This window comes from Zavarzinia sp., assembly GCF_041650655.1.
Lineage (GTDB): Bacteria > Pseudomonadota > Alphaproteobacteria > Zavarziniales > Zavarziniaceae > Zavarzinia.
The window spans coordinates 17,290-37,687 of record NZ_JBAZKR010000023.1 but is presented as its reverse complement, the minus strand read 5'-3'; the positions used below and the strand labels follow the sequence as shown (position 1 = coordinate 37,687).

The following is a 20,398-nucleotide window of genomic DNA, read 5'->3' as shown; positions in this document are numbered from 1 at the left end:
ATGGTCATGATGGACGAGACCCGGCGCGGCCGGAATGCGCGGGACGCGTTCGAGGAATTGCTCGACGAGGTGCTGGCCGGCGCGGACCAGCCGCTCGAAGGGGCCGTCACCCTTCCCGCCGGCGCCTATGTCAATCCGGATTTCTACGACCTCGAAATGGACGCGATCTTCCGCCGCGAATGGCTGCCGGTCGGCCATGTCGCCCAGATCCCCGAGGTCGGCGACTATTTCACGATCGACATCCTGAACGAACTGCTGGTCGTCGTGCGCGGGCCGGACCGCATCCGCGTGCTCTCGCGCGTCTGCCTGCACCGCTGGGCGCCGGTCTGCGAAGGCAAGGGCAATACCAAGCTTTTTTCCTGTCCGTTCCACCGCTGGGCCTATGCGATCGACGGCCGGCTGGTGGCGACGCCGCTGATGGAGCCGAACGAGAAATTCAAGCCGCAGTCCTGCAGCCTGCCCGAGATCCGCAGCGAAGTGGTCTGCGGCACCATCTTCATCAACTTCGACGAGAACGCCCGCCCGGCCGGCGAATTGTTGGCGGATTGGGTCGAGGCGATGAAGCCTTATCGGCCGGAAGAGCTGAGGATCGCCTACAGCGTGGAATTCGAAATGGATTTCAACTGGAAGATCGCGGTCGAGACCTTCATGGAGGCCTATCACCACATCGGCGCCCACGCCCACACGGCCGAGCCCTATTACCCCGCCAAGCTGCACTGGGTGGACGACACGCGGGAGGGCTGGACCGCGGGCCACGGCTACCTCAGACCCGACCTGCCGACCTCGGCCGCCTACCGGGCCGGGCTCGAGCCCTTTCCGGGGCTTTCCGAGGACCGGCTGCGCCGCTCGCTCGTGCATCCCGTCTATCCGAACAACTGCGTCATGATCGCGGTGAACCGCATCCACTGGACGGCTCTGGTGCCCATGGGCGTGAACAAGACCCGCTGGGTGCGTCATGTTCTGGTCCAGCCGGAAGCCCTGGAACATCCGGAGTTTCCGAAGATCGTCGAGGAACTGCGCGCGGCCGGCGTGCGCATCACCGAAGAGGATATCGCGGTCAATTCGATGCAGCAGCGCGGTGCCGCGTCTTCCTTCGCCAAGCCCGGCTTCCTGTGCGATCTCGAGAAGCCGACATGGCAGTTGGCGGATTACGTCCGCCGCCATGTCCGGGCCGCCCTCGGCTGAGACCCGGCGATGACCCCCACGCCCCTGTCCGTGCCGCCGCGCGTATCGCCGGAAGAATGGGCGGTGCGCCGCGATCTGGCGGCGCTCTACCGCCTGGTCGCCCATTTCGGCATGACCGACCTGATCTACACCCACATCAGCGCTCGCGTGCCGGGGGAGGCGGATCATTTCCTGATCAACCGTTATGGCGTGCTGTTCGGCGAGATGCGGCCGGACACACTGGTGAAGATCGACCATGAAGGACGGGCGGTCGGGGGCGAGGTGGTCGGGGGCGAGGCGGGCGAGACGGGCCGGGTCAACCGGGCGGGCTTCGTGATCCATTCCGCCATCCACGCCGCCAGGCCGGATCTCGCCTGCGTCATTCACACCCATACCGCCGCCGGGGTGGCGGTCGCGGCCCAGGAACAGGGACTGCTGCCGATCAGCCAGCAGGCGCTGAAATTCTACGGCCATCTCGCCTATCACGACTACGAGGGGATCGCCCTCGATCTCGACGAGCGGCAACGCCTGGTCCGCGACCTCGGGCCGGCGCACAAGGCGATGATCCTGCGCAACCACGGGCTTCTCGCCGCGGGGCGCAGTATTCCGGAAGCCTTCAGCACGATCTACATGCTGGAGACGGCCTGCCAGATCCAGGTGAAGGCGCAGGCCGGCGGCGCAACGCTGCACATTCCTTCGGAGGAGGTCTGCCGGCGCACGGCGGCGCAATACAACCGCGGCGGCGGAGATCTGGAACACTATGAATTCCTCTGGCGGTCGGCACTGGCCCTGATCGCCGACCAGGGGGCGTCGCGATGACGGCCGGGGAGGGGCGGCCATGATCGCCTATGCGCTCCGCCGCCTCGGCCTCGCCGTCGCGGTTCTTCTGGTGACCGTCTGCGCGCTCTTCTGCGTGATCTATGCGGTGCCCGGCGACCCCGCCACGGTGGCCCTGGGGCCGCGCGCCACGGCCGAACAGAAGGCGATCTTCCGGGCCGAAATGGGGTTGGACCGGCCGATCTACGTGCAGCTCGGGAATTTTCTCTCCCGGGTGGCGGGCGGGGATCTCGGGCGCGACGTGGTCACCGACCAGCGTGTCTCGGCGCTGGTTCTCTCGGCCCTGCCCAATACGGTGGCACTGGCCTTCGGCGGCATCCTCTGGGCCGTGGTCGTCGGCGTCGCCCTCGGCTGCTGGTCCGGGCTGCATCCGAACGGCTGGGCCGACCGGGTCATCGGCGTGCTTTCCGTCTCGGTCATCGCGGTGCCGACCTTCGTCGTCGCCATCTACACCCTGCTGTTCTTTGCCGTGATGCTCCAGTGGTTCCCGGCCATCGGTGTCGGCGCCGACGGCGATCCGCTCGACCAGTTGCACCATCTCGTCCTGCCGGCCTTCGCGGTCGGGCTCGGCTGGGTCGGCTATCTCTCGCGCCTGGTGCGGGCTTCCATGCTCGAAGTCCTGGCGGAAAATCACGTCCGTACCTTCCGGGCCTTCGGCGTCTCCGACCTGCGGATCGCCTTTCGTTACGCCCTGCCGATCGCCGTCGTGCCGGTCGTCTCGGTGCTCGGGGTCGGCCTCGGCAGTCTTCTGTCGGGTGCGGTGCTGACCGAAATCGTGTTCAACCGGCCGGGCCTCGGCCGGCTCGCCTATGACGCCGTGATCTCCCGCAACTACCCGATCGTGACCGGGGTGGTCATCGTCACCGCCAGCCTCTATCTCATCTGTAACCTCTGTGCCGACCTCCTGGTCGCGAGGCTGTCGCCCCATGTCCGCGCCGCCCTTTGAAATCGCGCCGGACGGCGCCCTCGTAGCCTTCCTCCGGCGGTGGGGGCGGGCGCTCGCGGTCCTGCCGCTGCGCCTCTGTTCCGGCTGGTCCGGCGCGGTCGGCCTCGTCCTGGTGCTGGTGGTCGTGCTTTGCGCCGTGGCCCCCGACCTCTTCACCGGCCAGAGCCCGACGGCCTTGATGCCCAAGGACCGGCTGCAGCCGCCGAGCTGGGCCCATCTTCTCGGCACCGATCAACTGGGCCGGGATCTCTATTCGCGGGTGATCCACGGTGCCGCCACGGCGTGCCGCGTCGCGCTGACCAGCGTGGCGTTGGCGGCGGCCTGCGGCCTGCTGCTCGGCCTCTGCGCCGGCTATGGCCGGGGCCTCCTCGACTCGATGCTGATCCTGCTCTGCGACGCCGTGGTTTCCCTGCCCATGATCCTCTTCGCGCTGGCCGCGGTCGCCCTGATCGGTGCCAGCATCGACGGCCTGATCATGATCATCGTGATCTTCACGACGCCCACCTATTTCCGCGTGGTGCGCAGCCAGGTCCTGGTGCTGCGCGGCGCGGAATACGTCAAGGCGGCGCGGGCGATGGGGGCGTCGCCGCCCTTCGTCATGTTCCGCCATCTGGTGCCGAATCTGATGGGCCCGCTGCTGGTCCTGATGGCGATGGACATTCCGGCCGTCATCGCTCTCGAATCCGGCCTGTCCTTCCTCGGCCAGGGCGTGCCGCCGCCGACGCCGAACTGGGGCGCCATCCTGGGCGACGGCTATACCTACATCCGCCAGGCGCCCCACATCATCCTGGCCGGGGGCCTGCCCATCATCGTCGCCACCCTGGGCTTCACCTTCCTCGGCGAAGCGATGCGCGACGTACTCGATCCCCGCATGGCGACGGGCCGGTTCGGGGACCAGCGCTGATGGACGCCCCGCTCCTCGAAATGCGGCGGCTGTCGGTCGTCTACCGGACCTCCGGCGGCCCCGTGCGGGCGGTGCGCGACGTCGACCTGACCATCCGCAAGGGCGATATCGTCGGCATCGTCGGCGAGAGCGGCTCGGGCAAGACGTCGCTGGTTTCCGCCATCATGACCCTTCTGCCGCCCAAGGCGACGATCGAAGGGCAGATCCTGTTCGGCGGTCGCGATCTCTATGGCCTGGACGCGAAACAGCGGCGCGCACTTCGCGGCAACGGCATCGCCACCATCTTCCAGGACCCGTTCACCGCCTTCAATCCGGTGACCCCGATCGGCCGGCAATTGGTGGAATTCCAGCATTGGCGGCGCGACCTGGACGACGGTGCCCGCTGGCGCCGGGCCGAGGAGATGCTGGTCCGTGTCGGCCTCGGCGATCCCGGCTTGCGCATGCATCAATATCCCCATCAGTTGAGCGGCGGCATCCGTCAGCGGATCGGCATCGCCGCCGCCCTGCTGACCGATCCCCTGCTGCTGATCGCCGACGAGCCCACCACCGCCCTCGACGCCACCACCGAGATGCAGATCATCGAGCTTCTAGCCGAGGCACGGTCGATGGTCGACGGCGCCATCGTCTTCGTCACCCACGACATGGCGCTGGTCGGCGCCTTCTGCGACCGGGTGGCCGTCATGTATGCCGGCGAACTGGTGGAGGTGGCGCCGGTCGATCCCGCCTTCTCGGCGCTGCGCCATCCCTATTCGCGGGCGCTGCTGGCCTGCGATCCCGCCCGCCTGCCCGAGGGGTGCCGCGAATTTCCGACCATCCCCGGCCATGTCCCGGCCCCCTTCGCACGGCGCTCCGGCTGCATCTTCGAACCGCGCTGCGGGCAGGCGGCACCGGTCTGCGCCACGACACCGCCGCCCGCCGTGGTCGCCGGGGACGGTAGTATCGTCCGCTGTCATCGGGTGCCAGCATGAGCCTCGTGCTCGACATCCAGGGGCTCGCCGTACGCCGTGCCACGGGCGGCCTCCTCGCCAGGCTGCGCGGGACGGGGCGGGAGATCACCATCGTCGACGGCATCGATCTCGAGATCGCGGCCGGTACCACGCTCGCCCTCGTCGGCGAGAGCGGCAGCGGCAAGACGACGCTGGCCCATGCCGTGGTCGGGCTGGAGCCGATCGCCGAGGGCCGCGTGGTGGTCGACGGGCTGAGCGCCGAGGGCTGGAGCCAGGGCTGGTACGGCGGACCGTGGCGCCGCCTGCGCCGCCAGATCGGGGTCACCTTCCAGGATGCGGTCGCCTCGCTCGACCCGCGCATGACGGTGGCGGCCAGCCTCGCCGCGCCCTTCCGCATCCACGGCCTGCGCGGCCTCGACCTGCGGGCCGAAGCGGCGCGCCTGCTCGACCAGGTGGGCCTGCCGCGGGCCTTTCTCGACCGCTATCCCCACCAGCTCTCGGGCGGCCAGGCGCGGCGCGTCTCGATCGCCCGGGCGATCGCCTTGAAGCCCCGCCTGCTGATCGCGGACGAACCGACCGCGGGGCTCGATCTTTCGGTCCAGGGCGAGGTCCTGAATCTGCTGGTCAGCCTTGGCCGCGATCTCGGCCTCGCCTGTCTGCTGATCACCCACAACCTGCCGGTGGCCCGCCGCATGGCCGGGCGGATCGCCATCATGTATCTCGGCCGCATCGTCGAAACAGGTCCGGCGGAAGCCGTCTTCGCCAATCCCCGCCACCCCTACACGCGAGCCCTGGTCAACGCCCGGGGGAGCGGCGCCCGCGCCCTCGTCGGCGAGGCCCCGAGTCTGGCCAGCCGGCCATCGGGATGCGAATTCGCCGCACGTTGTCCCGAGGCGCAGGCCCGATGCCGCGCGGAAGCGCCGGCCGAGACCTCGATCGAGGCGGGACGCCGCATTCGCTGCCACTTCCCCCTGGCCGACGCATCGCCTTCGCGAGAGATCGCCGCCGATCCGGCGGCGGGAGGAGGCCTGCGCGCCGCGGCGGTACGGAGCAAGGGCGCAAACCGACGGATTTGATCGTGAACGAGGGGTGTGGACATGCGTACTGATGTGATCGATCGACGCCGGCTGATGGCCCTGATGGCGGGGGCGGGGGTCGCGGCGGGTTCCATGGCCGTCGGCGGCAGCCGGCTCGCCTTCGCGGCCGCCGGCAAGGTGCTGCGCATCCAGAACGACGGCGACATCAAGAATCTCGATCCCGCCAACCGCAGCGGCTGGTACGACGAGACCGTGATGTACGCGATCTTTTCCGGGCTCTGCCAATATGGCGACGGCGATAGCTGGACCTGGGAGAAGGACGCCGCCAAGACCCTGGTGCAGGTCGATCCCCTGACGGTCGAATTCACCCTGGCCGAGGGCCTGATGTGGACCGGCGGCTTCGGCGAAGTCACGGCGGAGGACGTGAAATATTCCTACGAGCGTTTCGCCGATCCCAAGGTGAAGGCGGTCTACAAGGACGATTGGGATGCCCTCGACAAGGTCGAGGTGACCGGCCCGCGGTCCGGCGTGATCCGGCTGAAGCGGCCCTTCCCGGCGCTCTTCGCCTCGACGCTGCCCAATGCCTCGGGCCTGATCGTGTGCAAGAAGGCGGTCGAGAAGGCGGGCGGCCTGATCAAGACCGATCCGCTTGCCACCTCGGGCCCCTACAAGCTGGCGGAGTGGAAGCCGCGCGAGCGCATCATCCTGACCCGCAACGAGGCGTGGAACGGGGCCGCACCCTATTACGACGAAATCCGCCTGATGGTGATCGAGGAGGAGAAGACCGCCCAGATCGCCTTCGAGGCCGGCGACCTCGACATCACCAAGATCGAGGTGAACGACATCGCCGCCGTGAAGGAGAAGAACGATCCGGGGGTCAAGCTCAGCGTGCGGCCGGCCCTCGCCTATACCTTCATCGGCATGAACGTCGAGAACGAGAAACTGAAGGACATCCGCGTGCGCCGGGCCATCCAGCAGGCGATCGAGGCCCAGACGGTGGTCGACGGCGTCTTCGGCAAGGGTGTCGTCACCCGTGCCGTCGGCCTGGTGCCGACGTCGATCGCTGGCGCCCGGAAGGAGCTGAGATACCCTTACGACCCCGAAGCCTCGAAGCGCCTGCTGGCGGAAGCCGGGGTGAGCGGCCTCAGGATCAAGCTGACTTTCTCCAACGAAGACGCCGCCTATGCCTCGGTCGCCCTGGTGGTGCAGGCGCAACTGGCCGAGGTCGGCATCACGGTCGACATCGACCAGGGCGATTCCTCCGCCCAGACGGCGCAGCAGCAGGATCTCGCCGGCGGCACCTGGCGCCAGATGGAGATGTTCCTGATCACCTATACGACGGCGCCCGATCCCGGCTGGGTCACCGCCTGGTTCACCTGCGATCAGGTCGGCGTATGGAACTGGCAGCATACCTGCAGCAAGGAATGGGACGACCTGAACAAGGCCGCCAGCGCCGAGACCGACCCGGCGAAGCGGGCCGCCCTCTATGTGACCCTCCAGGACCAGCTCGAGGAGACGGGGGGATACGTCTTCCTCTATCACGGGGTCAATCCCTGGATCACCAAGTCGAACATCGTCGGCTCCTGGACGCCGGACGGCGGACGGGCGCTGCTGCGCACGATCAAGGCCGTCTGATCCGACGGCGGGCACGAACAACGGAGATGACCATGTCGCAAGCGGAAAACGACGCCATCACGACCGAATTCCCCCTGAGCCCCGCGCAGATCGCGGATTTCAAGCGGGACGGTTTCGTCATCGTCCCCGGCTTCTTCTCGAAGGAGGAGATCGCCCCCCTGCACGAGGCCTGCAAGGCCGATCCGACCATCGGCGGTCGGCTCAGGGCGGTCGCCGACAGCCTGGGCAATCCGCAGGAGATCATCGGCTGGGAAGACTATGCGGAGACCTATCTCGGCAAGGTCCCCTTCATGGCGCGCATGATCGACAATGCCGCGGCCATCCTGGGCCAGCCGGTCTATCACTGGCACGCCAAGCTTTCCATGAAGCGTCCGCATTCGCCCGGGCGCTGGGATTGGCACCAGGACTTTCCCTATTGGTACGACGAGGGCTGCCTCTGGCCCGACATGCTGACCGTCACCATCGCCGTCGACCCCTGCGACGAGGCGAACGGCTGCATGAAGCTGGTCAAGGGCTCGCACAAGCTCGGCCGGGTCGACCACATGAAGGTGGGGGAGGCCGTCGGCTTCGATCCGGTGCGCCTCGAACTGGTGCTGCAGCAGCTCGAGACCGTACCCATGATCATGGCGGCGGGCGATGCCTGCTTCTTCCACGGCAATACGCTGCACGCCTCCGGCGGCAATGATTCCGAGCGGCCGCGGACCCTGCTGCACGCCTCCTACAACACGATCGTGAACACGCCCTTTATCAAGGAAGGGCAGGAACACCACGCCTACAAGCCCTATCGCAAGGTGCCGGATTCGGCGATCCGCCTCGGCGACTATACCGACGTCCTGGCGAGCCATCCCTTCCCGCTACGCAAGGTCAAACTCGGCGATGTCGGCCACTACGGCTATCGGTCGCTCAAGGTCGGGTAACACCCGGGTTCCCGGGCGCGGCGGGGGCCGCGCCCGGCGCTTCTTCCTCTCCCGGGGCGGCCGACAGGGCCGCCGGATCGTCGCAAATGTCCGATATATGGACCCGGCTGGGCAGCCCACCCTGGTGGTGGCGGGCCGGGAGTGCGCTTCGCCATCGCAACTACAGGCGTTTCTTCATCGGCCAGGCCTGCCTCCTGTTCGGCTATTGGGTCCATAGCATCGCCCTCGGCTGGCTGGTGTGGCGGCTCGGGGAATCGCCCCTGCTGCTCGGCGTGCTCGCCTTCTGCGACCAGGGGCCGACCTTGTTGCTGGGGCCCTTCGCCGGCGCCGTGACCGACCGGGTGGAGCGGCGGCGGCTCCTGATCGTCACGCAGTCCGGGCTTTTCGTGGTCGCGGGCGGGCTCGCTCTGCTTACCCTGGCCGACGCGATGACGGTCGAACTCGCGATCGGTGCCACCCTGGCGCTCGGCATCATCGCCGCCTTCGACGGGCCGGCCCGCCAGGCCTTCGTCGCCGAACTCGTCGGCTACGACGACCTGCGCAGCGCCGTCACCCTGAATTCGACCCTGTTCAATGCGGCCCGGCTGATCGGCCCGGCGGTCGGCGGCCTGCTGATCGCGGTCGCGGGCGAGGGCTATTGTTTCCTGCTCAAGGCCTGCGCCAGCCTGCCGATGGCGGGGATCCTGCTCACCCTGACCGTGCCGCCGCGGGCGCCGGTCTCGGGGCGGGCGGGCGTGCTCGACGATGTCGTCGCCGGCATGCGGTTCGTCGCCCGGACGCCCGCGGCCGCACAGTACCTCGCCATCGTCGGCGCCTGCAGTTTCGCCAGCGTGCCCTATTTCTCCTTCCTGCCGATGCTGGTGCAGGACGTCCTGGGGGGCGGGCCGGATTCCGCCGGCATGCTGATGAGCGTCACCGGCATCGGCGCGCTTCTCGCCGCCGTGGTGCTGCTGGTCCGCAGCGACATGCCGCTGACATGGGTGCCGATCGGTGCGGCGGCGCTCCAGGGCTTGGGGCTGGTGCTGGTCGGGCTCTCGGGCGCATTGTGGCTGACGGCGCTTCTGGCGCTGCCCATCGGCTTCGGCGCCCTGTCCCAGCAGCTCGCGTGCAACGCCCTGCTCCAGCAATTGGCGCCGGACGAGATGCGGGGCCGGATCATGGCCTTCTATACGATGATGCTGGTCGGCACGGTGCCGGTCGGGGCGATGGCGGCGGGACTGGCGGCGCGGCTGTTCGGTCTGCCGGTCACCACGGTCGCCGGCGGCCTGTTCTGCCTCGCCGTCGCCGGGGCGGTCGGCGTCTCAATCGAGCGGCGGCAATAGACCGGCCATGTCCAGCCCGCAGACATGGCCCCAGGTCATGTTGGGGCCGATCGTGGTGCCGGCGCCGATGCCGCGCGTGCCGAAGGGATTGGCCATGGCGACGCCGGCGCAATAGAGCCCGGCGATGATGCTGCCGTCGGCGCGGAGCACCCGTCCATTCTCGTCGGTCAGGGGGCCGCCCTTGGTCGAGACGAAGGAACGGTTGAAGGGAATGGCGACGAAGGGCGGCCGGGCGATCGGACCGAGACCGCTCTGGTGGCGGCCGTTGCCCGACACCGCCTTCCGTCCGAAATCCCGGTCCAGCCCCGCGGCGCAGAAGCGGTTGTAACGCGCGACGGTTTCGGCCAGGGCGGCGGGCGGCAGGCCGATGCGACCGGCCAGGGTGGCGAGATCGCCCGCCTCGACCAGCCAATCCTTCCGGTAGCGGCGGTGCCAGCGCAGCAGGGGCGACCAGCGCAGGAATGCCGCGTCGGCGATCAGCCAGGCGGGCAGGTGGCGCGGCAGCCCGGTGGCCGGGTCCCGGGCATCGATCACCTCGCCGAAATTGAAGATGCTCTCGTCGAAGAAACGCCTGGCGTTGCGGTCGACGACGATTGCATTGGCGGCGCGGTGGAAGAACAGGGCCATGCCTTGGAGCTGGCCTTCGTAGATCTTGGGCACCGCCGGATTGAGGTTGGCCTGGTCCATGCGGGCGAGGGTGGCGCCGGCCGCCTCGGCCATGCGGTGGCCGTCGCCGTTGTTGCCGGGCGGGCTGGTGACGAAATCCATCGGGCCCGGGAAATGCCGGTTCCGGCGTTCCGCATCCCATTCGAAGCCGCCGGTGGCGATCACCACGCCGCGCCGGGCGTGGACGGCGATGTCCCGTCCCCGGTGGCGCAGGAGGGCGCCTGTCACCCGCCCCGTCGCCTCGTCGCGGAGGAGGGAGAGGGCCGGTGTCTCCAGGAGGAGACGTGCGCCATGATCCAGGCAGCCGCGCAGCAACCCGGCCACCAGGGCGGTTCCCTTGGCGCGCCGGCCGGTCAGCCAGCGCCAGGCGACATGGGGCAGCAGCCGGGCTCCGACGGCGAAGGGCCGGTGATAGAGGTCGGTGCCCAGGATTTCCTGATAGGTGAAGATCCGTCCCAGCATCGGCGGCCGGATCCGCCGGGCGAGCGGGCCCAGGATCGCCGGGCGGAGCGGCCGGGGTGTCAGCATCCGCCCGAAAGGCTTGGCGCCTGGCAGGTCGGCCAAAGGATCGCCCTGGTCGACCAGATCGAAGCGAAGCGGGCTGTTCGCTTCGACGAAGGCCAGCATGTCGGGCGCCGCCTGCGCGAAGCGGCGCCAGCGGCGTTCCTCGTCGGCGCGCCAGTCCGCGGGGGCGGCGGCGAGGATATAGTCGAGGGCTTCCGCCCGGCTGTCGGCGATGCCGGCCCGGGCGGCGTGGTGGTTGGCCGGGATCCAGGTGCCGGCCCCGGACAGGGCCGTGGTCCCCCCGATCCATTCGGTCTTTTCGGCAATGATCGTGTCGAGGCCCGAGGCCGCGGCGGCCAGTGCCGCGGCCAAGCCGGCCGAGCCGCTGCCGAGCACGAGGGTATCGCAGGTCAAGCCTTCTGCCGCCATCTCCGCCGCCTTGTCCATGGTGTCATGAGACTATCCGGGGCGGCGTCCGGCAAATCACTTCGTTGCCTTCATCGATGAGATTTCATCATGGAAGGGCGGCGGCCGGGCGGCGTTGCCGGCTGGTCCGGATCATGCATGAATGATGGGCAGTCATCATGAGGGCGGCCCGCCGCCGATCGCCGAGGAACCGTCGTGTCGCTGCTGCAAGGCCGCCTGCCGTCCCTGAATGCCGTCCGCTGTTTCGCGGTCGCCGGGCGCTGCCTGAATTTCACCGTGGCGGCGGCCGAGCTCGGCGTTACCCAGGGCGCGGTCAGCCGGCAGATCCAGGCCCTCGAACAGGAATTGGGCCTGCCCCTGTTCCTGCGCGAGGGGCGCAGCCTGTCGCTGACCCCGGCGGGCGAGCTCTACCACCGCGAAGTCTCGGAGGCGATCGCGCGGATCGGCGCCGCTTCGCGTGCCGCCCGCCGCTCGGTCGAAAGTGGCGTGCTGTCGATCAGCGCGGTACCGACCTTCGCCATGCGCTGGCTGATCCCCCGCCTGCCGGTGTTCCAGGCCGCCCATCCCGGCATCTTCGTCGACGTGACCGCGGGCGACGGCCCGCCCGATCTCGATTTCGGCGGCTATCACCTGGCGATCCGCTTCGGCGAACCACCTTTCGGCGACGCGGCCGCCCTGCGCCTGATGTCGGAAGAGGTGGGGGCCGTCTGCGCGCCCGCCCTGCTGCCGGAAGGCCGGCCCTTTGCGGCGGCGGCCGAGCTGATGCGCCATCCCCTGCTGAACCACACGACGCGGCCGGAAGCCTGGCCGGACTTCCTGGCACTCGCCGGCCTCGCCCCGCCGCCGCCGTCCAATGCGCCGTCCTTCGAGCATTTCTTCATGCTCTCGGAGGCGGCTGCGGCCGGCATGGGCATCGCCCTGGTGCCCCTGTTCCTGGTGCGCGACGAGCTTGCCGCCGGGCGGCTGGTGCAGGCACTGCCCCTGACCATGAAGCCGCGCAAGGCCTATTACCTGCTGCATGGCAAGCCCGCGGGCCAGATGCGCATGGTGCAGATGTTCAAGGACTGGATCCGCCGTGCCGCCGCCCGCCCAGCATGAGCTGGCCTCATCGACGGCGCCGATGAACTCGTTTGTCCGGGACGGTTCTCGGATGATACCAGGGAATGGACCGCCCAATCAGACAGAGGCCCCGCCGGATGGCATCGCTGACCCCCTTCCACATCGCCTTCCCGGTCGACGACCTGGCCGCCGCCCGCCATTTCTACGGCACGGTGCTCGGCTGCCCCGAGGGGCGCAGTGCCGACACCTGGATCGATTTCGACCTCTTCGGCCACCAGATCGTGGCGCATTACAAGCCGCGTGCGGCCGAGGGTGACGCCGCCCATCACAATCCGGTCGACGGGCACGACGTGCCGGTGCCGCATTTCGGCGTCGTCCTGGCCATGGCCGATTGGGAAGCGCTGGCCGAACGCCTGAAGGCGGCCGGCACTTCCTTCGTGATCGAGCCCTATATCCGCTTCAAGGGCCAGGTCGGCGAGCAGGCCACCATGTTCTTCCTCGATCCCGCCGGCAACGCCCTGGAATTCAAGGCCTTCGCCGACATGTCGCAGCTCTTCGCCAAATGACTCAGGCGCCCTTGCGGAGCTGGTCGAGCACCAGGCTCCGCATGTGGCGGATCGCGGCCGTGTAGTCGAAGGTCGGGAACATCACGTTGCGGAACAGGACGCCGTCGAGGAAGGTCGAGATGAAGGTCGCCATCTCCATCGGGTCGGTCTCGCGGAAGATGCCGCGGCTGATGCCCTGGCGGATGGCGCGGCTCAAGACCACCGCTTCCTTGTCGTAGAACTTGCGGATGGCCTTGTCGACATGGGGTTTCCGGCTGCTGGTGCAGGCGTAGTCGAGGCTGATCTTGGCCAGTTTCTGCAGCATGATGAACTGCACGATATGGACCTCGATCCAGGCCGAGATGACGTCTTCCGGCGAATCGCCGCGCCGGCTGACCAGTTCGAACTGGGCGAAGGCCTTTTCCACCGCGTCGTTCACGGCATTGAGGAAGAGCGCTTCCTTGCTGCCGAAGTAGTAGTAGATCAGCGACGGATTGACCCCGGTCGAACTCGAGATGTCCTTGATCGTGACGGTCGAATAATTCTGGCTGGCGAAGAGGTCGAGGGCGATCTGGCGGAGCGCGTCGGCGACTCCCTTGCTCGACCCCTGGGGCTCGTCGTCGCTGGTCACCGTCACCATCTTGCGCAGCTTGCGCCGCGGCTTGGCCGGGGTCTCCTCGGCGGTCCGGCCGGGCCCGGCGTTGTCTTCCGCAGGTGCCGGGAGTTTCCGTGCGCGGGCAGTCTTGGACGTCGTCATCGTTACATTTTCCCTGAGCGCAGCCCGAGCCTCGGAAACGCGGCCACGCGGAACGACGCTCGCCGACCAAGGACGAGCGGCAGGATACCATGTTGGCGTGTATCGCGGCCAAGGTCGATAGGCGCCGGAACGGAGGGTGTCGCCCTGCCGGGCGGGTGGTGATGGCGGCTTCGGGTCAAAGCGACAGGTACCAGGTCTCGACGCCGCCGCCGTCGACGATCAGCATCTGCCCCGTGGTATAGGCGGCGTCGTCGGAAGCGAGATAGGTGACGGCCCGCGCCACTTCGCCGGGCGTGCCCGCCCGCTTCAGGGGCAGGCGCCCGACCTCCGCCGCCAGGGCGGGTTCCCGCACCTCCCAGCCGGTGCCCGGCTCGCGGATCGGGCCGGGGCTGACGCCATTCACCCTGATCCCGTCGGTGGCCCATTCGAGCGCCATCTGCCGGGTCAGGCTGACCACTGCCGCCTTGGCCGGGCCATAGGCACCGGCACCCGGATAGCAACGGTGGGCCGAGGCGCCGGCGATATTGACGATGGCGCCGCCGCCCCGCGGCTTCATGCGCCGGGCCGCGGCGACGCCGGTCAGGAAGGCGCCCTTGGCATTGACCCGGAAGACCTCGTCCCAGGCGGTTTCGTCGAGGTCGAGCAATGGGGCCGGCGCGCCGTAACCCGCATTGTTCACCAGGATGTCGAGTGCACCGAAATCGCCGAGCACGGCATCGACCAGGCGCTCCACCGCGTCCCGTTCCGTGACGTCCGCCGCATAGGCGCAGGCTTGGCCGCCGCCCGCCGCGATTTCCGCTGCCAGGGCCTCGGCGGCCGCGCGGTCGCGGTTGGCGACGATGGCGACCCGCCCACCCTCGGCCGCGATGCCGAAGGCGATGGCCCGGCCGATGCCCTTGGCGCCGCCGGTGACGATGGCGACGCGGCCGGCGAGGCGGCCGGGCGGGCGCGGACTGAGGGAGGGATCGGAAGTCATGTCGGGGATCTCGGTTCGCTCGAAACGGAAGGGACGTCAGGCGCCCAGGACGCGGGGAAAGGCAGGGCAATCGATCGGGCCGCCGGCCGCGAGGCCCATGCCGGCGGGCGGATGGGGCGACATCGGGCCGCTGCGGGGGGCGAAACGCGCATCGTCCCCGGTCCAGCGGAGCGACAGCACGCGGCGCCGCGTCCCGGCCGACAGATTGCCCGGCGCGCCATGCAGCGTGAGGCCGTGGAAGGCGACGACGTCACCCGGTTCCACCGCCCAGGTGATCTGGGGATAGCGCTCCGGCTCGGCGTCGACGTCGGGCAGGGGGGACCAGCGGGGATCGTCGCCCTCGCGCTGCTGCCCGGTCGAGAAGTGACGCGGCCGATACCAGCGCCCGCCCCGGTGCGAGCCGCGCACGAAGCGGAGGCTGCGCTCTTCCGGTACGGCATCGACGGCGATCCACATCGTCAGGAAGTCGCGCCCATCGATCGGGCTGTAGGGCTGGTCCTGGTGCCAGATCGTGGGGCGTTCCGTGTTCGGTTCCTTCACCAGGATATGGTCCTGCAGGAAATTGATCCGGCGCGAGCGCAGCAGGCCGGCTGCGAGACGGGCCGCCGGCGAATGCCAGACGATCTCGCCGAGCGCCGGGATGCGGCGCCAGTTGTCGGCGTCCTGGAAGAAGCCCCGGCGCTCCGGATCGGCGAATTTCGACCGCTCGCTGGGCGCCGCCAGGACGTCTTCCAGCGCATCCGCGATGCGCGCCATCCAGGCGGACGACAAGGCACCGCGCAGGCAGACCGCGCCGTCGCGCTCGAAGGCCGCGACGTCTTCGGCACTGACTCTGGGCTCGCACTCCGCCATCGGTCCGGTTCCTTTCGCCTCGGCATCGAAATAATTGAACGTTCAATCTTTATCGAAAATTAGATCCCGGCGGCCCCCGGCGTCAAGACCGGAGAGCCCGGGGAGGGGGTATCAGACCCTGGTGTCGGGGTGTGCCGCATTCGTCCTGATCAAAAAATGTTCATCTGGCTCGCGCTTGGAAAATAGCAACTCAATAGATATCACAAAAATCTTACTCTCATCACGGAGCGCCTGAATTAATGGGGAAAAATAGGAACTGCGGACTGCTGGAGCCGGGCCGTCCGGAATGCGGCGAAGCGTCGGTCGGGCACCGCATTTACCATGCTCCGGACGCTGCCACAGGGTCCTTGCCTAGATTTTAATCCGACTAATGCGCATTGAGGAGGCAATCCGGCTTCCCTGGAACAGGCCCTCAGAAAATTAATTGAATGTTCGCTTGAAAAACTGCCGCTGGCACAGCGCTTGCACTTCTTCCGCCACGGCCCCGCTCCGGGGTCGCTGTCCGGAACCGACGGCGGCAGCCGGACGGCCATCAGAAATCGGGGAGTTCGGCGATGCGTCTCATTCCGCTGCGTAAGATCCTGCCGGTATTGTTGGTAATGCTGGGTGTCATGCCCGCGGCGACCGGCCCGGCCCGGGCCGAGGACGCCATGCCGGTCCTGACCATGGACCCGGCGCTCCATGCCATGCTGCCGGAAAAGATCCGCAAGGCGGGCGAGCTGACCATCGCGACCGATGCCCATTATCCGCCCTGCGAATTCATGGCCGAGGACGGCAAGACCATCATCGGCTTCGAGCCCGACATCTGGAACGCGATGGCGCAGAAGCTGGGCGTCAAGATCGCCGCCTCGTCGATCGATTTCGGCGGCATCATCCCGGGTGTCCAGGCCGGGCGCTACGACGCGTCCTTCGCTTGCCTGGCGGACCGCGAAGAGCGCGAGAAGATCATGAACTTCGTGAACTTCTGGTACGGCTCGGCCGCGGTCTATGCCCTTGCCGCGAATGACGGCATCACCGAAGACCCGCTCTCCCTCTGCGGCAAGAAGACGGCGGTCCAGGTCGGCATCGACTTCGGCGACATGGTGCGCGACATCCTGTCCAAGCATTGCGTCGAGAACGGCAAGCCGGCGATCGAGGTCTCCGAACTGCCGGCCGCGGCCCAGGTCCTGGTCGCCCTCTATGCCGGGCGCATCGATTTTGCGCTGAGCGACGCGGCCGCGGTCGACGACATCCAGAAGAAGGCGCCGCAGCCCGTGAAGGTGGTGGAGAGCCCCTTGCTGCCCAAGATCTACCTCGGCGCGATCGTCGAGAAGTCGAACCAGCAGCTCACCGACGCGCTCTTCGCGGCGCTCAAGGCGGTCTATGCCGAAGGCGCCTACGACAAGGCGGTCGGGCGCTGGAACCTGCACCTGTTGGCGCTGAAGGAACCCGGCATCAATCTTGCGACGACCCGCCCGATCGAGACCCCGAAGCCCTGATCTCCGTGACCCGGGATCAGGATCTGGAAGGGCAGGCCGCCGACCGCGGCGGCCTGCCCCCGAGCCCGAAGCCCCCAGCCCTCGAAAGGTCGACCATGTCGGAAGTTGCCGTCGCCCCCCGTCTCCCCGCCAGCGGTGCGCGCGCCGATGCCGGGCGCGAGGAACTGGTGGTCGTGCCGCTGCGGCGGCGCTGGCGCTGGGTCGTGCCGGCCGTGCTCGTCCTGCTGGCGGTGCAGGTGGGCCGGTTGGTGATCGAGAATCCGCGTTTTCGCTGGGACGTCATCGGCCGCTACCTGTTCAGCGAACAGATCCTCGAGGGCCTGTTCCTGACCGTCTGGCTCACCCTGGTCACCATGGCGATCGGCCTCGTGCTCGGCACGCTGCTCGCGGTCATGCGGCAGTCGCGCTCGCGCCTGACGGCCTGGGCCAGCCGGACCTATGTCTGGTTCTTCCGCGGCACGCCGGTCCTGGTGCAGCTCATCGTCTGGTACAATCTGGCGGCCCTGTTCCCGACCTATTCGATCGGCATTCCCTTCGGCCCGACTCTGTTCGAAGGCTCCTTCAACGACCTGGTGACGCCGATCACCGCGGCGATCCTCGGCCTCGCCCTGAACGAGGGCGCTTATATGGCGGAAATCGTGCGCGCCGGCTCCAGTCGGTCCATGCCGACCAGCACGAGGCGTCGCGCGCGCTCGGCATGACGCCGCTGCTCTCGATGCGCCGGATCATCCTGCCCCAGGCGCTGCATTTCATCGTGCCGCCGACGGGGAACGAGACCATCGGCATGCTGAAGACGACCTCGCTCGTCTCGGTCATCGCCCTCTACGACCTGCTCTATTCGGCCCAGTCGATCTACTCGCGGAACTACGAGACGATCCCGCTGCTGCTGGTCGCCAGCTTCTGGTACCTGGTCGCGACCACCGTCTTCTCGGGCCTGCAGCGCCTGATCGAGGGCCGGGTCCGGCGCGGCACTCATGGCAGCGCAGGGAGCGCCGGCTTTGCCTTCCGGAAGGCGCTGCGATGACCGGCGGCTGAGATCCGATAGATCACAACGAAACGATCTGCGCATACCGGCCAGCGGCCGGTCGGGGGAGGGTTTGCGCCCTTCCGGGAGAAGAAAGATGAAATTCGGCCTGTTCAACCTCATGACCTATCGCGACAATCCGGGCGGCCTGCCCGGCATCGTCGACGACATGCGCTCGCTGGTCGGCCTCGCGGAGGCGATCGGCTTCGACACCGCCTGGTTCGCCGAGCATCACTTCACCAACTATTCGATCAGCGTCTCGCCGCTGATGTTCGCCGCCCATATGGCCGGCGTCACCCGGCGCATTCGCCTCGGTGCCGCGGTCGTCGTGCTGCCGCTCTACCACCCGATGCGGGTCGCCCAGGAGATCGCCCTGGTCGACCAGTTGAGCGAGGGGCGCTTCGTGCTCGGCGTCGGCACCGGTTACCAGGCCTATGAGTTCGAGCGTTACGGCGTCGACGTGGCGGCCAAGACCGACGTCTTCTTCGACTATTGGGAAGTGGTCGAGCAGGCCCTGATGCAGGGCCGGGTGCAGTACCAGGGGCGTTACGCCTCGGTGCCGGATTCGGTCGTGCTGCTGCGCACCCGCGATCGCCGCATGCCGGAACTCTATGTCACCTCGATGGACCCGCGCATCCTGGCCCGGCTCGCCCGCCATGGTGCCACCCCCTTCCTGACCGCCGGCTTCCGCGGCACGCCGGCCCTGGTCGAGATGGTGGCCAATGCCCGCTCCGCCTGGACGACGGCGGGCCTGGCCGGTCCGATGCCGGTCGCCGTGCAGCAATATATCCATGTCACCGACAGCCGCGAGGAAGCGCTGGAGGCGGCCGAACGCGCCCGCTATGTGGCCCGCCTGATCGCCGCCTTCCGCCAGGACCGGATCGTGCTGGACGGCCCCTTTGTCGAGCCGGTCGCCGCCCCGGGCGAACCCTCGCTCGAACAGATCCGCGACAACCTGCTGATCGGCGATCCGCATCATGTCGCGGAACGCCTGGTCGACGAGATCCGCCGCATCGATCCCGTCCACTACAACGCCTTCTTCCAGTTCGGCGACATGCCGATCGCCCGTGCGCGGCGCTCGCTCGAGCGTTTCGGCGCCGAAGTCCTGCCGCTGGTCGAAAAGGCCGTCGGCCCCCTCGATCGCATCGGCCAGCACGTCGCCCCGGCGCTGGCCGGTGCCCGCTGACCCCCAAGACAAGACAGGCCAGACGATGAACACGATCCCCCTGGGTCACAACAGCGGAAGCCGCAGCCTCGACGATCTTCTCGACGCGGTCAGGGCCGGCGGCGGCCGTGACCTCGCCCATGCCGAGACGCTGCCCCCGGCGGCCTATACCTCGCCCGAATTCTACGAGCTCGAATGCGCCCGGATCTTTCGCCGGGAATGGCTGCCGGTCGGCCATATCGGCCAGATTCCCAATGTGGGCGACTATTTCACCATCGATCTCCTGGGCGAACTCCTGGTCGTCGTGCGCGACAAGGAGGGCGAGGTCCGAGTGATGTCGCGCACCTGCCTGCACCGCTGGGCCCCGGTCGCCGAGGGCAAGGGCAATACCAAGCTGTTTTCCTGCCCGTTCCACCGCTGGGGTTACGGCCTCGACGGCCAGCTCGTCGTCGCCCCCTTCATGGACCAGGTGGCCGATTTCGACCTCAAGCGCTGCTCCCTGCCGCGCATCCGGAGCGAGGTCGTGGAAGGCACGATCTATGTCTGTTTCTCGGACGAGACGCCGTCGCTGGCGCCGCGGCTGGGCGGCTTCGCCGAGCGCATGAAGCCCTATCGCCTGAACGAGCTGATCGTCGCCTATACGCTGGAATTCACCTGCGAATTCAACTGGAAGATCGCGGTCGAGACCTTCATGGAGAGCTATCACCACATCGGCGCCCATGCGAAGACCCTGCAGGAGGAACATCCGGGCGGCCTCTCCTACGGCGAGGACGATCACGGTGCCTGGAGTGCCAGCCACCAGCCGCTGCGCCCCGACCTGCCGACCGAAACCAACCTGACCTCGGGCCTGCCGGGTTTCACCGGCCTGACCGACGAGGAGAAGCGCGACAGCGGCCTCTACCTCGTCTATCCGCTGAACATGTTCGGCACCCATGCCGACCGCGTGCATTGGACGGCGCTGGTGCCGGTCGCGGCCAACCGCACCAAGTGGATCCGCCATGTGCTGGTCCAGCCGGAAGCGGCCGAGTTGCCGAATTTCGCCGAGATCGCGGAAGAGCTGAAGCTTGCCGGCATGCGCATCGCCGACGAGGACCTGGCGGTCAACGGCATGCAGCAATATGGCGCCTCGTCGCGTTACGCCGCGGTCGGCCGGGTCAGCCATCTCGAAAGCGCCGTCTGGCAACTCTCCGATTACGTCCGCCGCATGGTCGCGGCCTGACCCTCCGACCCGGATTGG

Annotated in this window: 20 protein-coding genes; 16 read left to right on the top strand and 4 right to left on the bottom strand. The window is 68.2% G+C overall.

The genetic code is table 11. The features are described from left to right. The 9 genes from WC493_RS07380 (at window position 1) to WC493_RS07340 (ending at window position 9,709) form a co-directional block, all read left to right on the top strand. On the top strand, window positions 1-1,185 hold the full coding sequence (locus WC493_RS07380; RefSeq protein WP_373064099.1) for an SRPBCC family protein: 1,185 nt from the start codon (window positions 1-3) through the stop codon (window positions 1,183-1,185). 9 nt (window positions 1,186-1,194) lie between these two features. Then, the gene (locus WC493_RS07375) at window positions 1,195-1,983 is read left to right on the top strand and encodes a class II aldolase/adducin family protein (protein WP_373064097.1); all 789 of its coding nucleotides are present in this window, start codon (window positions 1,195-1,197) and stop codon (window positions 1,981-1,983) included. A 19-nt stretch (window positions 1,984-2,002) separates the two neighbouring features. Then, window positions 2,003-2,947, top strand: a complete 945-nt coding sequence (locus WC493_RS07370; protein ID WP_373064095.1) for an ABC transporter permease — start codon at window positions 2,003-2,005, stop codon at window positions 2,945-2,947. After that, entirely contained in the window at window positions 2,928-3,851 is a 924-nt protein-coding gene (locus WC493_RS07365; RefSeq protein ID WP_373064093.1) for an ABC transporter permease, read from the top strand. Before WC493_RS07370 ends, WC493_RS07365 begins: the two co-directional genes overlap by 20 nt. Continuing rightward, window positions 3,851-4,819, top strand: a complete 969-nt coding sequence (locus tag WC493_RS07360; RefSeq protein WP_373064091.1) for an ABC transporter ATP-binding protein — start codon at window positions 3,851-3,853, stop codon at window positions 4,817-4,819. The genes WC493_RS07365 and WC493_RS07360 overlap by 1 nt, the downstream gene beginning before the upstream one ends. Beyond that, entirely contained in the window at window positions 4,816-5,874 is a 1,059-nt protein-coding gene (locus tag WC493_RS07355; RefSeq protein ID WP_373064089.1) for an ABC transporter ATP-binding protein, read from the top strand. Before WC493_RS07360 ends, WC493_RS07355 begins: the two co-directional genes overlap by 4 nt. A gap of 21 nt (window positions 5,875-5,895) precedes the next feature. Continuing rightward, window positions 5,896-7,470, top strand: coding sequence for an ABC transporter substrate-binding protein (locus WC493_RS07350; RefSeq protein WP_373064087.1), 1,575 nt, complete (start codon window positions 5,896-5,898; stop codon window positions 7,468-7,470). Window positions 7,471-7,502: 32 nt separating this feature from the next. After that, window positions 7,503-8,387 carry a phytanoyl-CoA dioxygenase family protein gene (locus WC493_RS07345; RefSeq protein WP_373064085.1) on the top strand — a complete coding sequence of 295 codons (885 nt, stop codon included), beginning with the start codon at window positions 7,503-7,505 and terminating at the stop codon, window positions 8,385-8,387. 86 nt (window positions 8,388-8,473) lie between these two features. After that, window positions 8,474-9,709 carry an MFS transporter gene (locus WC493_RS07340; protein ID WP_373064083.1) on the top strand — a complete coding sequence of 412 codons (1,236 nt, stop codon included), beginning with the start codon at window positions 8,474-8,476 and terminating at the stop codon, window positions 9,707-9,709. Here WC493_RS07340 and WC493_RS07335 read toward each other — a convergent pair. Beyond that, window positions 9,689-11,326, bottom strand: coding sequence for an FAD-binding protein (locus WC493_RS07335; RefSeq protein ID WP_373064081.1), 1,638 nt, complete (start codon window positions 11,324-11,326; stop codon window positions 9,689-9,691). The genes WC493_RS07340 and WC493_RS07335 overlap by 21 nt on opposite strands. A gap of 174 nt (window positions 11,327-11,500) precedes the next feature. Between WC493_RS07335 and WC493_RS07330 the strand changes: the two genes are divergently transcribed. Together WC493_RS07330 and WC493_RS07325 are read left to right on the top strand one after the other, a co-directional pair. Next, window positions 11,501-12,403, top strand: coding sequence for a LysR substrate-binding domain-containing protein (locus WC493_RS07330; protein WP_373064079.1), 903 nt, complete (start codon window positions 11,501-11,503; stop codon window positions 12,401-12,403). 98 nt (window positions 12,404-12,501) lie between these two features. Next, window positions 12,502-12,930: a VOC family protein gene (locus tag WC493_RS07325; RefSeq protein WP_373064077.1), complete on the top strand. Its 429-nt coding sequence runs from the start codon at window positions 12,502-12,504 to the stop codon at window positions 12,928-12,930. 1 nt (window position 12,931) lies between these two features. Here the strand turns inward: WC493_RS07325 and WC493_RS07320 are convergent, their stop codons facing one another. The 3 genes from WC493_RS07320 to WC493_RS07310 all read right to left on the bottom strand — a co-directional run bounded on the left by WC493_RS07320 (window position 12,932) and on the right by WC493_RS07310 (window position 15,494). After that, entirely contained in the window at window positions 12,932-13,666 is a 735-nt protein-coding gene (locus tag WC493_RS07320) for a TetR/AcrR family transcriptional regulator (protein WP_373064075.1), read from the bottom strand. A gap of 175 nt (window positions 13,667-13,841) precedes the next feature. Further along, window positions 13,842-14,642: an SDR family NAD(P)-dependent oxidoreductase gene (locus WC493_RS07315; protein WP_373064073.1), complete on the bottom strand. Its 801-nt coding sequence runs from the start codon at window positions 14,640-14,642 to the stop codon at window positions 13,842-13,844. 36 nt (window positions 14,643-14,678) lie between these two features. Then, on the bottom strand, window positions 14,679-15,494 hold the full coding sequence (locus WC493_RS07310) for a phytanoyl-CoA dioxygenase family protein (protein ID WP_373064071.1): 816 nt from the start codon (window positions 15,492-15,494) through the stop codon (window positions 14,679-14,681). 554 nt (window positions 15,495-16,048) lie between these two features. On the opposite strand from WC493_RS07310, the gene WC493_RS07305 reads away from it, so the two are divergent. The 5 genes from WC493_RS07305 to WC493_RS07285 all read left to right on the top strand — a co-directional run bounded on the left by WC493_RS07305 (window position 16,049) and on the right by WC493_RS07285 (window position 20,380). Beyond that, window positions 16,049-16,972 (top strand): ABC transporter substrate-binding protein, encoded by a 924-nt coding sequence (locus WC493_RS07305; RefSeq protein ID WP_373064069.1) that lies wholly within the window; start codon window positions 16,049-16,051, stop codon window positions 16,970-16,972. Between the two features lie 95 nt (window positions 16,973-17,067). Continuing rightward, window positions 17,068-17,673, top strand: coding sequence for an ABC transporter permease subunit (locus WC493_RS07300; RefSeq protein WP_373064067.1), 606 nt, complete (start codon window positions 17,068-17,070; stop codon window positions 17,671-17,673). Next, on the top strand, window positions 17,670-17,996 hold the full coding sequence (locus tag WC493_RS07295; RefSeq protein WP_373064065.1) for an ABC transporter permease subunit: 327 nt from the start codon (window positions 17,670-17,672) through the stop codon (window positions 17,994-17,996). The genes WC493_RS07300 and WC493_RS07295 overlap by 4 nt, the downstream gene beginning before the upstream one ends. Window positions 17,997-18,093: 97 nt before the next feature. Then, entirely contained in the window at window positions 18,094-19,182 is a 1,089-nt protein-coding gene (locus tag WC493_RS07290; protein ID WP_373064063.1) for an LLM class flavin-dependent oxidoreductase, read from the top strand. 25 nt (window positions 19,183-19,207) lie between these two features. After that, window positions 19,208-20,380 carry an aromatic ring-hydroxylating dioxygenase subunit alpha gene (locus WC493_RS07285; protein WP_373064061.1) on the top strand — a complete coding sequence of 391 codons (1,173 nt, stop codon included), beginning with the start codon at window positions 19,208-19,210 and terminating at the stop codon, window positions 20,378-20,380. The last annotated feature ends 18 nt before the right edge of the window (window positions 20,381-20,398 follow it).

Coding starts and splice junctions, on each gene's coding strand:
- WC493_RS07360 (WP_373064091.1), top strand. CDS start 3,851: ATGGACGCCCCGCTCCTCGAAATGCGGCGGCTGTCGGTCGTCTACCGG.
- WC493_RS07300 (WP_373064067.1), top strand. CDS start 17,068: ATGTCGGAAGTTGCCGTCGCCCCCCGTCTCCCCGCCAGCGGTGCGCGC.
- WC493_RS07290 (WP_373064063.1), top strand. CDS start 18,094: ATGAAATTCGGCCTGTTCAACCTCATGACCTATCGCGACAATCCGGGC.
- WC493_RS07345 (WP_373064085.1), top strand. CDS start 7,503: ATGTCGCAAGCGGAAAACGACGCCATCACGACCGAATTCCCCCTGAGC.
- WC493_RS07340 (WP_373064083.1), top strand. CDS start 8,474: ATGTCCGATATATGGACCCGGCTGGGCAGCCCACCCTGGTGGTGGCGG.
- WC493_RS07315 (WP_373064073.1), bottom strand. CDS start 14,642: ATGACTTCCGATCCCTCCCTCAGTCCGCGCCCGCCCGGCCGCCTCGCC.
- WC493_RS07365 (WP_373064093.1), top strand. CDS start 2,928: ATGTCCGCGCCGCCCTTTGAAATCGCGCCGGACGGCGCCCTCGTAGCC.
- WC493_RS07305 (WP_373064069.1), top strand. CDS start 16,049: ATGCGTCTCATTCCGCTGCGTAAGATCCTGCCGGTATTGTTGGTAATG.
- WC493_RS07375 (WP_373064097.1), top strand. CDS start 1,195: ATGACCCCCACGCCCCTGTCCGTGCCGCCGCGCGTATCGCCGGAAGAA.
- WC493_RS07380 (WP_373064099.1), top strand. CDS start 1: ATGGTCATGATGGACGAGACCCGGCGCGGCCGGAATGCGCGGGACGCG.
- WC493_RS07370 (WP_373064095.1), top strand. CDS start 2,003: ATGATCGCCTATGCGCTCCGCCGCCTCGGCCTCGCCGTCGCGGTTCTT.
- WC493_RS07355 (WP_373064089.1), top strand. CDS start 4,816: ATGAGCCTCGTGCTCGACATCCAGGGGCTCGCCGTACGCCGTGCCACG.
- WC493_RS07295 (WP_373064065.1), top strand. CDS start 17,670: ATGACGCCGCTGCTCTCGATGCGCCGGATCATCCTGCCCCAGGCGCTG.
- WC493_RS07335 (WP_373064081.1), bottom strand. CDS start 11,326: ATGGACAAGGCGGCGGAGATGGCGGCAGAAGGCTTGACCTGCGATACC.
- WC493_RS07325 (WP_373064077.1), top strand. CDS start 12,502: ATGGCATCGCTGACCCCCTTCCACATCGCCTTCCCGGTCGACGACCTG.
- WC493_RS07310 (WP_373064071.1), bottom strand. CDS start 15,494: ATGGCGGAGTGCGAGCCCAGAGTCAGTGCCGAAGACGTCGCGGCCTTC.
- WC493_RS07285 (WP_373064061.1), top strand. CDS start 19,208: ATGAACACGATCCCCCTGGGTCACAACAGCGGAAGCCGCAGCCTCGAC.
- WC493_RS07350 (WP_373064087.1), top strand. CDS start 5,896: ATGCGTACTGATGTGATCGATCGACGCCGGCTGATGGCCCTGATGGCG.
- WC493_RS07320 (WP_373064075.1), bottom strand. CDS start 13,666: ATGACGACGTCCAAGACTGCCCGCGCACGGAAACTCCCGGCACCTGCG.